The following is a 12,873-nucleotide window of genomic DNA, read 5'->3' as shown; positions in this document are numbered from 1 at the left end:
CACTTACTTTTTCGGTTCTGCTTTTTGGCCAAACTCTTTTTCCCATTTTTCTAAAATTTTGTCACGATTTTCTGCTGCCCATTTAAAGTCATTCTTTTTATATAATTTTTCAGTAACATCTTTCGGGAATCCCTCTGGAAGTTTATAATCATTTTTAATTGTCGCAAATCCATTTTTCTCAAAGTATAACTTCATTACATCATCAGTAATTGCCCAATCTAAAAATGCTTGTGCTAATTTATCATTTTTCGCATTATCTTTCTTAATAAGTGCGTTCGCTTCTACTTCCCACCCTAATCCTTCTTTCGGCAGTACAACTTCAACTGGTGCACCTTTTTGTTTCTCTTTTAAAGCACTATAAACCATTGATACACCGACTGGATATTCACCTGCTCCTGCTAATTTCGCTGGTTTTGATCCTGAATGCGTATAACTTGCCATATTATCATGAAGTTTCTTCATGTAATCCCAGCCTTTATCTTCACCCATGATTTGTAGCCATGCAGAAACTGTTAAAAATCCTGTTCCAGATGATGCTGGATGTGGCATAACAAGTGTTCCTTTATACTCTGGTTTCGTTAAATCTTCATATGATTCTGGCATCGGTAAATTTTTCTTCTTTAACTCTTCTTTATTTACAGCAATCCCCGTCATAAATGCAGTATTTCCTACCCATTTTTCAGGTTGCTTATCATCTTTAAATTGCGGAAGAACACGATCTGCTCCTTTTGGAGAGTATCCTTTTAACATATCTTTTTTATCTAAAGCTAATAGACTTGATGCCGCAGTTCCCCATACAACATCTGCTTGTGTATTTTTTCCTTCAGCTAGCAATTTCGCAGTAATAACTCCTGTTGAATCACGTACAATGTTCAATTTCACATCAGGATATTTCTTTTTAAAGGAATCAAGATAAATTGGTACAAGCTCTTCTTCAATCGCTGTGTAAACAGTTAATGATCCAGATAATTTGTCATCTTTCACTTTCGCTCCAGCACTTTCTTCCTTCTTTGCACCACAACCCATTAATAACGAAAATACCATTCCAGTCGCTACAGCTTTAAAGATTGTTTTTTTCACTGTTTCTCTCTCCTTTTACAAATCTTATGTACAACTCAAATATAAACAACTAGTGTAAAAGCAGTATTAAACCAACATTAATCTTTTGTTTGTTGTTTGTTTTTGTGTAATACGTTGCTACTTCTATGTTTTTTCGCATTTTTCTGCTAATAGAAAACACTAAATTTACAAATAATTAAAAAAACCTTTATAATCCCACAAAAAAATGAGGCGTTTGTAAAAAACGCCTCATTTTTGTTTACCTTTTTTTGAATTACGATTAGCATACTTTGCGCTATTTTCTCCTTCATACTCTAATGCAAATTCTGCATCTGGTAAGCTTTCTTTCGGAGTTTTATTATTATTGATTGCCGCATTTTGTTTCACTTTTCTTTTTACCAATACATTCACCTGCTCTCAAGAAATCACTTTCTACTCTAGTTTGAAACAACTTAAAATAATTATTACTGGCAAGTGTTAACAAGTACATAAGAGGCGTTAGATGGAAATACTACGTATGAAGAAATCATTATAAAAAGGAGCGATAATTTTGAAGAAAAAAGAAAAGATTCAATCACCAATTTTAGACGAAACGCTCCCGCATCAAATGAATTTTCCATCTTTTAAAGGAACAGGAAAAACGATGCAACAACCTTTTGTGAATCAATATGATGTTGTAATTGGAGACAGTAAATATAATTCCGAGAACAGTCCACTTAACAATTGGAGTGATAAAATAGATCCTGCCATTATGGCTGGCGATGAGTGGATCCATCCTACAAATGATATTGGGTGGATTTCAGAAGAAAATCAAGAGTTGCTAAAAAACGAAGCGGATAATAAAAATGAAGCTTTTATGCATCCACAATTTGGAATTAACGACTAAAAAACCATTCTACCTAACGTAGGTAGAATGGTTTCATACTATCCAATAATAATCCGCTCTTTCGGGTATTTATAGCGAGGTGGTTGTTCCCTTCCACCACTAGCTAAAATAAATGTTAAAATACCAACGCGTCCGATAAACATAAGCACAATAAGTACAAGTTTCCCAACAGTTGTTAAATCAGGCGTAACACCTGTTGATAGTCCCGTCGTTCCGAAAGCAGAACAAACTTCAACAATTAAGCTCATAAGCGGTACATTTTCCGTAATAGATAAAATGAATAGCGCAGTAGCACATAACAAAATCCCCATCGTCATAACGACAGATGCTTTCAGTACATCCTCTTCATGTAGCTGACGTTTGAAGACTCTAACTGTTCTACCACCCCTTGCAAAGGTATATAGTGACAATATACTAACAGCAAATGTTGTTGTACGTATTCCGCCCCCAACCGAACTTGGAGATGCCCCTATAAACATTAATATACTCATAAATAAAAGCGTCGGTTGTGACAATTCACGTATATCCATCGTAGCAAGTCCACCACTTCGCGTCGTCACAGATTGGAATAATGTATAAAATACAGTTTCATGCCATGACTTTCCTACTAAAAAATGATTTCTCTCCAATAAAAAAATCATAATTGTACCAACAACAACGAGCGAAAAAAATGTTGTTGTCGTCAATTTTGTAAATAATGAAAACCGGAATAATTGTTGTCTCCTTTTACTAAGGAATTGTTTCACTTCCATTAGCACAGGGAAACCAATCGCTCCTAAAATAATTAGTAACATATGAATCATTTGAACAATATAATCTTTTTTATACGGAATTAATGATTGTCCTGTTAAATCAAATCCGCCGTTCGTAGTCGCACTAACAGCTGCAAAGAAACCGTGAAAATAAGCTTCTTGCCAAGTCGGAAAGTAAAGTAAAAATCTTGTACCTAATAGGATTGCTCCAATAAGTTCTATTGAAATAATTACAATCAAAATAGAACGCATCAATTCTACAAGACCCGATAAATTTCCTTGATTATGGTCTGCCATAATTAATCTTCTTCTTTGCAAACCAATCTTTTTCCCCGTAATGATCCAAACAAATGTACCAAGCGCCATAATTCCTAAGCCGCCTAATTGTAGAATAAGGGCTAAAACAATAATTCCTGCTGTAGTAAACGTATCTGAAATCGTAATAACAGACAGTCCCGTAACACTTACCGCACTAACTGATGTAAAAAGCGAATCTATAAATGTCCATTTCACACCAGGCTTCGTAACAAACGGTAAACTAAGCAATATCACCGATACAACTACCGCTAATAAATAAAACAAAACGATGAGTTGTACAGGACGTAATTTTTGTAAAAACTTTTTTATATCTCTCATTCCATCACTTCGCTACCTTTTTTCTATCGATTAAATAAAGAAAAATCTTCACTTTCTTTATTTGTAAATAACTGCTCAAATAATTTGGCAAATACCATTCCATACACAGTTCCATTACCTCCGTGCAATAATGCGTAAAATAAATTATGTATCTTCTTATCTTCTTTTAAAATAGGTAGACCATCATGACTACTACCAAATGCTGCTGCCCAATAATACTCTGCTTGTATATTCTTATACTGCGGGAACATCTCTCTTACAATGTTAATAAGGATATCACGCTTACGCAATAGTTTCGTATCACCAATCGGTTGAATTTGCATCGCTTCATCTAATCCGCCTACCATAATGCGGTTTTGAAACGTCCGAAAATATAAGTAGGGACGTGCTGTTTCCCAAATTAACGATCGCTCATGCCAGCCATCAAACTGATCTATTTCATTTGTCACAACTGCATAAGATGCCTCTACTGTTGTATTTTTTTCTTTCTTCCCAAAAAGTGCTTCATAGCCCGTCGCCATAATAATATTCTTTGCTACAATTTGATTTCCTGTTTTCGTGTAACAAATTAAATCATTTTGCCGTTTTTTTATATGTATTGCCTCTGTATGTTCATATATATTAGCTCCCATTTGGTTTGCTTTATGCAAAAGACTATGCGCTAGTAAATACGGATTCACCTCAGCATCACCGTGTGTATACAATGCCGCTTGTTTTATAAAAGGATAACGTTCCTTAATATCAGATTCTGTAAAATACTCAACAGGAAATCCATAATTCTGTAACGTATTGTACTCCTCTTGTAAAAATGAGACATCCTCACTTTTACTTGCATAATATAAACTACTTCTCGGAATAAAATAGGGATCAATATCGAGAGTAGGTACCACTTTCTCCATTGTTCGTAACGCTTCGTAACACAGTTTATATGCTCGTACCCCTTTTTCTTCACCAAATGTATGGATAAGTGAGGTTAACGATTTATCATGAAGAAACTGTAATAAACCTACATTTGCAAATGTACTACCACATGCAATTTCTCTTTTTTCAATAAGCATTACACTCATGCCGATTTTCGCTAAAGAATACGCTATATGAGCACCGGCTTCGCCACTTCCGACTACGAGCACATCACATATCATATCATTTTCTAACAGTGGATAACAAGGTACAGAAACTCCTGTATTCCAAAACAACTTACCCGTCATAAGTTTCATAATTATACTCCTAAAATATAAATTTCTCCTTTCTATGTTTTGTTATTTTTCATAAAAAAATCCAACTAACATAGGCTAGTTGGATTTTTTTATTTTTAATTAGAACGCTCTTCAAGCCAATTTCCAATCGTCGGATATGTTTGTTTTACAGCTGTTCCACCGTAAACGATAGACATATGCCCTGTTGGTAAACATACATATTGTTTATCTGTGCTAGAAATATGATCTAGTAATGCTTCTACTTGACATGGCAAAGCGATATGATCACGTTTCCCGGAAATATTTAAGACATTCGCCTTAATATTTGCAAGGTCTACCTTTTGTCCGCGAATAACGAGTTCACCCTTAACCAATTTATTATTTTGATAAAAATCACGAATCCACTGTCTGTATGATTCACCTGGGAACGGAATACCATCACCAACCCACTTTTGAACCAATCTCCAGCTTTCGACGAAGCGCTCATTCTCTGAACGATCTACTAAAGCAACATATGGACCAACAAAGTTCGTAATTGGCTTTAACATTTTGTTTCCGAAATCAATCATTTCTGGCGGAATATTTCCAAATGTATCAACCGCTTTATCTAAATTGAAATATTTCTCATCTAATAAAGGACCATACAATCCTGTTTCAGAGAAATCAAAAGGACTTGTCATGAAAATCAAATTACGAATTGGCATGTGCGGATGAAGTGCTGCATAAATAGAAGTTAGCGTTCCACCCATGCAATAACCAAGTAAAGAAATCTCGTCCGATTTTGCAGTTCGCATTACTTTTTTTACTGCTTTTGCAATATAATCAAAAACGAAATCATCAAATTTCAAATGACTATCTTCTAAACCAAATGTGCCCCAATCAAGCATATACACATCAAAACCACGATCCACTAGATATTCCACTAAACTATTTCCAGGAGTTAAATCCATAATATATGGTTTATTAATAAGAGCATATATTAACAGAATTGGAACTCTTTGTGTTTTTTCTTGTTTTGGAATGTAGCGATAAAGCTTTGTCTTATTCTTCGTCCAAATAACCTCTTTCGGCGTTAATCCTACTTGCGGCTCTGGTTCACGTAATAAAATTTCACTCGCCCTTTTCACTCGGCGGTACGCTTTTCGGTACTCTTCTGGGTATAGCTCTAATTGCTTTTCCCATTCTGTTGCGAATGTAGTCATTTTTTTATCTCCTTTTTGGTCGATTTCCTTCTTAAAAAAAGAAGTGCATTCCTGCTATGGATATGCACTTTTTTCTTACTTCATTACATATATAATCCGCCGTTAATGTTTAATTGTTGACCTGTGATATACGCACCATCACGGCATAGGTATACTACACCTTTTGCAATTTCATCAGCTTGACCAAAACGTTTTTTCGGGATTTTTGCAACAATTTTTTGACGTACTTCTTCTGGTACTTCTGCTACCATTTCAGTATCAATAAATCCTGGGCAGATAGCGTTTACAGTGACATTTGTTTTTGCAAGTTCTAACGCTAATGATTTTGTAAATCCTAACATACCCGCTTTTGCTGCTGAGTAGTTTGTTTGGCCAAATCCACCTGCTTGACCAATAATAGAAGAAATGCTAATAATTCTTCCTTCTTCCGCTTCCGTTATGTATGGAAGCACCGCGCTTGTCGTATTAAATACGCTGCTTAAATTCACGTCAATTACGCGCTCCCAATCTTCACGATTTAATTTTTTGAATGTACGATCTCTTGTAATACCAGCATTATTAACAAGAATATCAACTTTACCAAAATGATTCACAGCTTCTTCTACAAGTCGGTTTGCATCTTCTACTTTAGAAACATCCGCTTGCACTGCATAAACGTCATGTCCGTCTTTTCCTAATTCATTTACTAAATTTTCAGCTGCTTCTTTACTGCTATTATAGTTAATAACTACTTTCGCTCCCTCTTGTGCTAATGCTACTGTAATTGCTTTTCCAATTCCTTTTGCTCCACCTGTTACGATTGCTACTTTTCCATTTAATTGAACCATTTCTTTTCCCCCTTAAATGAATTTGTGAACGATTGTTATGAATCATTTTGGTACTCATACTATAGAGTCCATATATAATTATGTTTCGCTGTTTATACGTGAAAAGAGATTCTCCCGCTCTCTTTTACCTGTTATAAACAAGCGCTTTTATCATTTTTTATTTTCTGGTTTATTCGTAGGCTTTACCTCTTCTTTTACAGGTACTTGTAGTTTAGCTAGTACTGCATTTTGCTTTTCTAGCAATTCTACAATTCGATCTACTTTTGTTTCAAGCGTACGAATATCTTGTTTCACTTTCGTCACATCACGCTTTAATGTAGGGGCTTGTCCTAAAGAATCTACTTTCTCCTCTAGAAACTCCTCAATGTTATCTACTTTATTTTCTAAGTTAATAACAAGCGTAGCCACTCTTGCGATATCCTCTTTCGTCGGCACATTTACTTGTTCTAAATAGTTTTTTGTCGTATCATTTAATGCTTTTTGATAAAACAAATTCAAATCTAGAACGCTGCCCATCCAAGCTGAATATTCTTCTGTTTTAATTGTTTCATTGAGCGCTTTTCCCCAAAATGTTTCGGTTTGTTCATAAGCATTTTTCCATGCTTGTAGTGGATCGAATTTTTGATCAATCACTTTACCTACACTCCCTTTTTCGTTTTTGAAACAATTCAACCTATTCACTATTTTCTAATATTCTGAATAAAACTTCAAGTCTATATTTTATTTTTTTCTATTTTCTAACAAATGTGTTGACTTTAAAAACAGATAGGTGTAAATTGCACTTATAAGCAAAAAATTCCATCTAACTGATTCATGAGGTGATGCACAATCATGCTACAAAATGAACCAGAACAACGCGAAAGTTTGGAGAAGAACCAAGCGAAACAACCAAACTCCATGCCAAAAAACTTCTTAGTTCCCTTCTTACTTCTCTGTCTAAAAGACTGGAGTCTTCATGGTTACAAACTTATTCAAATGCTAATGGATATCGGCTTTTCTTCTGTTGACCAAGGTAATGTTTATAGAACACTACGCAAATTAGAAAAAGAAAACCTTATTTCTTCTACTTGGGATACAAGCGATGGAGGGCCGGCAAAAAGAATTTATTCTTTAACTGAATATGGAGAGCAATATTTAACAACCTGTGCGACTTCTTTTGAACATTATCAAAATATGTTGCGAACGTTTTTCACGTTATACACCAATGCATTCTTTCCATTTTCTACTTCTCCAGAAAAGGATGAAAAGGATTCTTCATCTTCACCTGGTGGTACAGCAGAGTAATCTGCGTTCACAATATGCAAAAAAACATTTGGGGGTCAAACAATGGAAACTAAACCATACGAATTAGTCGATGCATTTTGGAAAAACTGGTCTCAATCACTTTCCCTTTTCTCTTCAGCTGGAAAACAGTTAGAGCAACTTACTTTAGAAACATTAAAACAACAACAAGACGCTTTGCATAAATTAACATCAGGAGTAGATGAACTAGAAAAAGAACTACAACAACTCACTGCTCAGTTCAATAACCAATACACAGATTACGTGAAACAATTAACTGGAAACTCCTTAAATGATCAAATTAACGAGTGGCAAGACAAGTGGAAGGAACTTTCTGCTCATATGCATCAGCTTACCGTTTCTCCTACAAAAACTTCTTTGTCAATTCTTACACAAACAAGCGGTCAATTTGAAGAAACAACAAAACAATTTATTGAGCAACAACAATTACAACGTGAAGAGGCTCAAAAACAGTTAGAGGGTTTTTTGGAAGAGTTCAAGTCAAAACAGTTGGAACTCGCAAAAAAGTTCGAGGAAAACTCAAAAAATCTATTTACTTCCATCAAGTAAGAAAAATGTGGGAGCTAACCGCAGCACAAACAAAACTCTTTCTTCCTCCTACTACATCAAGATGGCTAACATTTTTCGATATGGAAAAGAAGGAGGACAAAATGAATCCATTTCAAGAAGCACAAACTGTTCCGGAGCTTCGCTATGATGAGATTCAAGTCGGTGATCAAGCATCCCTTACAAAAACAATTACAGATGAAGATGTTATCAATTTTGCAAAATTGACTGGAGATGTGAATCCTATTCACATTTTAGATTCTTTTGCAAAAACGACAATGTTTAAAGAACGTATTGCTCACGGAATGCTCGTTTCGAGTTTTATTTCTACCATCCTTGGAACGAAACTCCCAGGCAAAAATACGATTTATTTATCCCAAAATGTTTCATTCCGTGCCCCTGTCAAAATCGGTGATACACTTCGCGTTGTGGCAGAGGTTATTAAGAAGCGTGACGATAAAAAAATCATTACGTTGCAAACAAACATATATAATCAATCAGATGATATTGTCGTGGAAGGAACAGCGACAATACTAAAAAAAGAGTAGCAAATTTGCTACTCTTTTTTCTATCCAAGAACTTCTAATCGCACCGATTACTTCCGCGTATGAGTACGTCGTTTCCACATAAAATAACGTTACCAGTTTAGATAAGAACTTAGCTGAACTGGACTACTCATAAGGATGTGTATCAACATGGTAAAAACAAACAAATTATTAGTTCCAGGTGCAGAACAAGCGCTTGAACAATTTAAATATGAAATTGCACAAGAATTTGGTGTAAGCTTAGGATCTAATACAGCATCTCGTTCTAACGGTTCAGTTGGCGGTGAAGTAACAAAACGTCTTGTTGCTTTAGCTCAACAACAACTACGTGGATAATAATATAACATATGGCTTAGGGGCAGATATTCTCTGCCTCTTTCTATTTTTAACATACATAATCGTACTTTTTCACATACTAGTAAAAGCAAATTGAAAGGAACGATACGTAACATGAAACGGATTAATATTCGCATGAGTCCTCCCCGTGTTCTTACATTGGCTTTTATTATGTTATCACTTATCGGTACATGCTTATTAAAGTTGCCAATTGCTACAACAACGTCTATCTCATGGCTAGATGCTTTATTTACAACCGTTTCTGCTTGTACGGTTACAGGGCTTGGTGTGGTAGACACTGGGAAAGTATTTACCTTATTTGGCCAATGTGTCATTTTAACACTTATACAAGTAGGCGGACTGGGCATTATGAGCTTTGCTGTCTTAATTGCGATTATGCTTGGAAGAAAAATTGGTCTTCAAAATCGGATTTTACTGCAACAAGCATTAAACCAAACGAATATCGGCGGCGTCATCCGTCTTGCCAAAGCATTATTTTTATTCTCTTTTACAGTCGAATGTATCGCTACTATAATTCTTTCTTTTGAATGGGTACCAAAATACGGGGTTACGAAAGGGATCTATTATAGTTTTTTCCATTCAATCTCAGCCTTTAACAATGCTGGCTTTTCTGTGTGGAGCGATAATTTAATGTCCCATTCTCATAGTATTCTTGTCAATCTCGTCATTTCCTCTCTCATCATTTTAGGTGGAATTGGTTTTACAGTAATCGTAGACATAAAAAGAAAGAAAAACTTTAAAAACCTTACACTACATTCAAAACTTATGCTCTCTTCTACTCTAATCGTCAACATTATTGCTACCCTTTTTATTTTTATATTCGAGTTCCATAACTCCCTTTCTATGAGAGGTTTTACCCCATTTGAAGAAGGATTGGGCTCTTATTTTCAAGCAATTTCAACGCGAACTGCCGGGTTTAATACAGTTGATATTTCTACATTGTCAAAACCTTCCCTCCTATTAATGATGCTCCTTATGTTTATTGGTGCTGGTAGCGCTTCAACTGGTGGTGGGATTAAGTTAACAACATTTTTAATCATATTTTTTGGCGTATTTAAATTTTTACAACAACAAGAGGATATTGTGGTATTTAAAAAATCCATTAAAGATACTCTCATTGTCAAATCATTAACCATTACTATTATTTCCATTTCATTTATCTTTTTTGCTATTTTAATTTTGAGTATTACTGAGCGAGTTCCTCTATTGATGAGTGCTTTCGAAGTATTTTCAGCATTTGGGACTGTTGGCCTCAGTATGAATTTAACACCCCACTTAACTATAATCGGAAAAGCTATTATTATCTTTATGATGTTTTTTGGGAAAATGGGTCCTTTAACATTGGCTTTTTCATTTGCTCGTAAAAAGAACCGGAAAATAAAATATCCGAATGAAGATATTTTAACAGGTTGACAACCGTATAAATTATCCATATAATGAGAATACAATAACATATCTCCAAAGGGGAGTAGCGTCCAAGAATATTTCTTGGAAACAAAGTCGTCATTACGTAGAACTTAGTTCTTCCGGCTTTGTTGGCATTTTTTATTACATATGTCTAGCAAGACCTTTGCCTATTAACGGCAGAGGTCTTTTTTGTATTCAGTTCCAGATTCTTCCAAAGTTAATAGGCAGGAGTATGGGGAAACTAAATAGTGGGGAAATTCTTCACTTATTTAGAACTTATAGAAATGAGAGGAGAATGTACATGGATGTATCATTATTATTGGAGTATGGTTGGGTATTACTCATCCTAATTGCACTTGAAGGGATTTTAGCGGCTGATAACGCTCTTGTTCTTGCAATTATGGTAAAACATTTACCAGAAGAAAAACGAAAGAAAGCACTATTTTATGGATTAGCGGGGGCATTTGTTTTCCGATTTGGATCGTTATTTATGATTTCGTTCTTAGTCGATGTATGGCAAGTGCAAGCAATCGGTGCCATCTACCTTATGTTTATCGCTGGTAATCACTTATTTAAAACATATGTTAAAAAGAATACAGATGAAGAAACAGAAGAAAAAGAAGCAAAGAAAAAACAAGAGAACTTTTGGTGGACTGTATTTAAAGTTGAGGTCGCTGATATCGCCTTCGCAGTTGATTCAATTTTAGCTGCTGTTGCACTAGCAATGACTTTACCAAAAACAGGATTAGGTACAATTGGTAGTCTTGATACTGGGCAATTCGTTGTTATCTTTGTAGGTGGACTTATCGGATTAATCATTATGCGATTTGCAGCAACTGCTTTCGTACAGATTTTAAAACGTAAACCAGGACTTGAAACTGCAGCATTCTTAATTGTAGGTTGGGTTGGTGTGAAGCTAGCAGTTTATACATTAGCACACCCTGCATTAAATGTAATACCACATTCATTCCCAGAATCCACTCCGTGGAAGCTTACATTCTGGATTGTATTAGTCGGAATCGCAGTTGGTGGTTGGTTCTTCTCAAAAGAAGTAGAAGTAAAAGTAGAAAAGAATTTAGACGAAAAAGCGCTGTAATTACAGCGCTTTTTCTTTTTCCGTTCTTCCTCTCAATGTCCAGAAAAAATTCCATTATACTACCTTTTGTAAACGTTTTCTCAATGCATGTATGTCCTTTTTGTGAAACATTGCACAAACTTATTGAAAGTGAGAACAATTCCATGTACTTTATTCATATAAGAAGTATTTATAGAAGATTTACTAAAGGAGCGTATTACTCATGCTAGAACAAGGACTAGATTATGTTGTCAAACTGGCTAAAAACAAAAAGAAAATACTAGATACAAACCCAATGCAATATTTCATTCGTGCTGCACTTGCGGGTATTTATATCGGTTTTATTATTGTACTATGTTTTAAATTAGGTAACTTTTTTCACATTGCAGATTCACCAGCAACGTATTTAGCTGCTTCTATGTTTTTCGGGATTGCTCTCGTACTTATTATATATGGCGGTGCTGAATTGTTTACTGGAAACACAATGTACTTTACTGTAGCAACTTTAAGAAAAGAAACAACGATTTCTGATACACTTCGTAACTGGGTTGCTTGTTATGCAGGTAACTTAGCCGGCGCGTTATTCTTTGCCTTACTATTTTACGCAACTGGAATTTTCGAAGCAATTGATCACGGTCACTTAATGAGTAAAGTCGTTGAAGGAAAGATGAACACACCTACGATGCAGTTATTCTTTAAAGCTATTTTATGTAACTGGCTCGTATGTCTTGCTTGTTTCTTACCTTCTCAGGTTAAAGGTGACACAGCAAAAATAATGGTCATGATGCTACTTGTTTTCACATTCTTCTTATCTGGTTACGAACATAGTATTGCAAACTTATCACTCTTTGCTTTATCTTTAGTTTCACCGCATCCTGAGACAATTTCTTTTTCAGGTGCTATTCATAACTTAATTCCTGTTACAATCGGTAACATTATTGGTGGATCAGTATTTGTCGGTATGGTATACCACTACTTAACAAAGAAAACACCTGACGTTCAACAGGAAAAAACTGAAATCCCAACAGCTCAACAAGAAGAGATTATTCCTTTACAAGCACATATGAAACATTAAAAACTCCA

The 12,873-nt window shown here is 35.2% G+C and carries 15 protein-coding genes and 1 riboswitch; of the genes, 8 read left to right on the top strand and 7 right to left on the bottom strand.

What is annotated here, in order from left to right; all coding sequences use genetic code 11:
- Positions 1 to 3 precede the first annotated feature (3 nt).
- Positions 4 to 1,080 (bottom strand): putative 2-aminoethylphosphonate ABC transporter substrate-binding protein, encoded by a 1,077-nt coding sequence (locus MR136_RS20215; RefSeq protein ID WP_000750893.1) that lies wholly within the window; start codon positions 1,078 to 1,080, stop codon positions 4 to 6.
- A 228-nt stretch (positions 1,081 to 1,308) separates the two neighbouring features.
- Entirely contained in the window at positions 1,309 to 1,461 is a 153-nt protein-coding gene (locus MR136_RS20210) for a hypothetical protein (RefSeq protein ID WP_000240799.1), read from the bottom strand.
- A gap of 148 nt (positions 1,462 to 1,609) precedes the next feature.
- Between MR136_RS20210 and MR136_RS20205 the strand changes: the two genes are divergently transcribed.
- On the top strand, positions 1,610 to 1,945 hold the full coding sequence (locus MR136_RS20205) for a DUF3905 domain-containing protein (protein ID WP_000726025.1): 336 nt from the start codon (positions 1,610 to 1,612) through the stop codon (positions 1,943 to 1,945).
- A 38-nt stretch (positions 1,946 to 1,983) separates the two neighbouring features.
- On the opposite strand, the gene MR136_RS20200 is transcribed toward MR136_RS20205, so the two are convergent.
- From MR136_RS20200 to phaR, 5 genes are all read right to left on the bottom strand, one after another.
- A complete protein-coding gene (locus tag MR136_RS20200; RefSeq protein WP_001204714.1) occupies positions 1,984 to 3,333 on the bottom strand; it encodes a TrkH family potassium uptake protein in 1,350 nt (449 codons plus the stop codon).
- 23 nt (positions 3,334 to 3,356) lie between these two features.
- Complete coding sequence (locus MR136_RS20195; protein WP_000772560.1) at positions 3,357 to 4,550, bottom strand: NAD(P)/FAD-dependent oxidoreductase; 1,194 nt, start codon at positions 4,548 to 4,550, stop codon at positions 3,357 to 3,359.
- A gap of 95 nt (positions 4,551 to 4,645) precedes the next feature.
- A complete protein-coding gene (gene phaC / locus MR136_RS20190; RefSeq protein ID WP_000206336.1) occupies positions 4,646 to 5,731 on the bottom strand; it encodes a class III poly(R)-hydroxyalkanoic acid synthase subunit PhaC in 1,086 nt (361 codons plus the stop codon).
- A gap of 83 nt (positions 5,732 to 5,814) precedes the next feature.
- On the bottom strand, positions 5,815 to 6,558 hold the full coding sequence (locus MR136_RS20185; protein WP_000250407.1) for an acetoacetyl-CoA reductase: 744 nt from the start codon (positions 6,556 to 6,558) through the stop codon (positions 5,815 to 5,817).
- A 150-nt stretch (positions 6,559 to 6,708) separates the two neighbouring features.
- Positions 6,709 to 7,191, bottom strand: a complete 483-nt coding sequence (gene phaR, locus MR136_RS20180) for a polyhydroxyalkanoic acid synthase subunit PhaR (RefSeq protein ID WP_000566945.1) — start codon at positions 7,189 to 7,191, stop codon at positions 6,709 to 6,711.
- A gap of 198 nt (positions 7,192 to 7,389) precedes the next feature.
- Between phaR and phaQ the strand changes: the two genes are divergently transcribed.
- The 7 genes from phaQ to MR136_RS20145 all read left to right on the top strand — a co-directional run bounded on the left by phaQ (position 7,390) and on the right by MR136_RS20145 (position 12,865).
- On the top strand, positions 7,390 to 7,842 hold the full coding sequence (gene phaQ / locus MR136_RS20175; protein ID WP_000939953.1) for a poly-beta-hydroxybutyrate-responsive repressor: 453 nt from the start codon (positions 7,390 to 7,392) through the stop codon (positions 7,840 to 7,842).
- A 42-nt stretch (positions 7,843 to 7,884) separates the two neighbouring features.
- Positions 7,885 to 8,409 carry a polyhydroxyalkanoic acid inclusion protein PhaP gene (gene phaP / locus MR136_RS20170; protein WP_000448594.1) on the top strand — a complete coding sequence of 175 codons (525 nt, stop codon included), beginning with the start codon at positions 7,885 to 7,887 and terminating at the stop codon, positions 8,407 to 8,409.
- A 101-nt stretch (positions 8,410 to 8,510) separates the two neighbouring features.
- Positions 8,511 to 8,954, top strand: a complete 444-nt coding sequence (locus tag MR136_RS20165; RefSeq protein ID WP_001067916.1) for a MaoC family dehydratase — start codon at positions 8,511 to 8,513, stop codon at positions 8,952 to 8,954.
- A 147-nt stretch (positions 8,955 to 9,101) separates the two neighbouring features.
- Positions 9,102 to 9,287, top strand: coding sequence for an alpha/beta-type small acid-soluble spore protein (locus MR136_RS20160; protein WP_000241212.1), 186 nt, complete (start codon positions 9,102 to 9,104; stop codon positions 9,285 to 9,287).
- Positions 9,288 to 9,401: 114 nt separating this feature from the next.
- Positions 9,402 to 10,721 (top strand): TrkH family potassium uptake protein, encoded by a 1,320-nt coding sequence (locus MR136_RS20155; RefSeq protein ID WP_078420613.1) that lies wholly within the window; start codon positions 9,402 to 9,404, stop codon positions 10,719 to 10,721.
- 38 nt (positions 10,722 to 10,759) lie between these two features.
- A riboswitch (yybP-ykoY riboswitch) is annotated at positions 10,760 to 10,926 on the top strand.
- A 90-nt stretch (positions 10,927 to 11,016) separates the two neighbouring features.
- Positions 11,017 to 11,811, top strand: coding sequence for a TerC family protein (locus MR136_RS20150; protein WP_000383326.1), 795 nt, complete (start codon positions 11,017 to 11,019; stop codon positions 11,809 to 11,811).
- Between the two features lie 202 nt (positions 11,812 to 12,013).
- A complete protein-coding gene (locus tag MR136_RS20145; protein ID WP_000893023.1) occupies positions 12,014 to 12,865 on the top strand; it encodes a formate/nitrite transporter family protein in 852 nt (283 codons plus the stop codon).
- Positions 12,866 to 12,873: the final 8 nt, after the last annotated feature.

Origin of the sequence: Bacillus cereus group sp. BfR-BA-01311 (assembly GCF_022664295.1) — a bacterium.
Lineage (GTDB): Bacteria > Bacillota > Bacilli > Bacillales > Bacillaceae_G > Bacillus_A > Bacillus_A cereus.
This window is presented reverse-complemented; position numbering and strand designations above follow the sequence as displayed.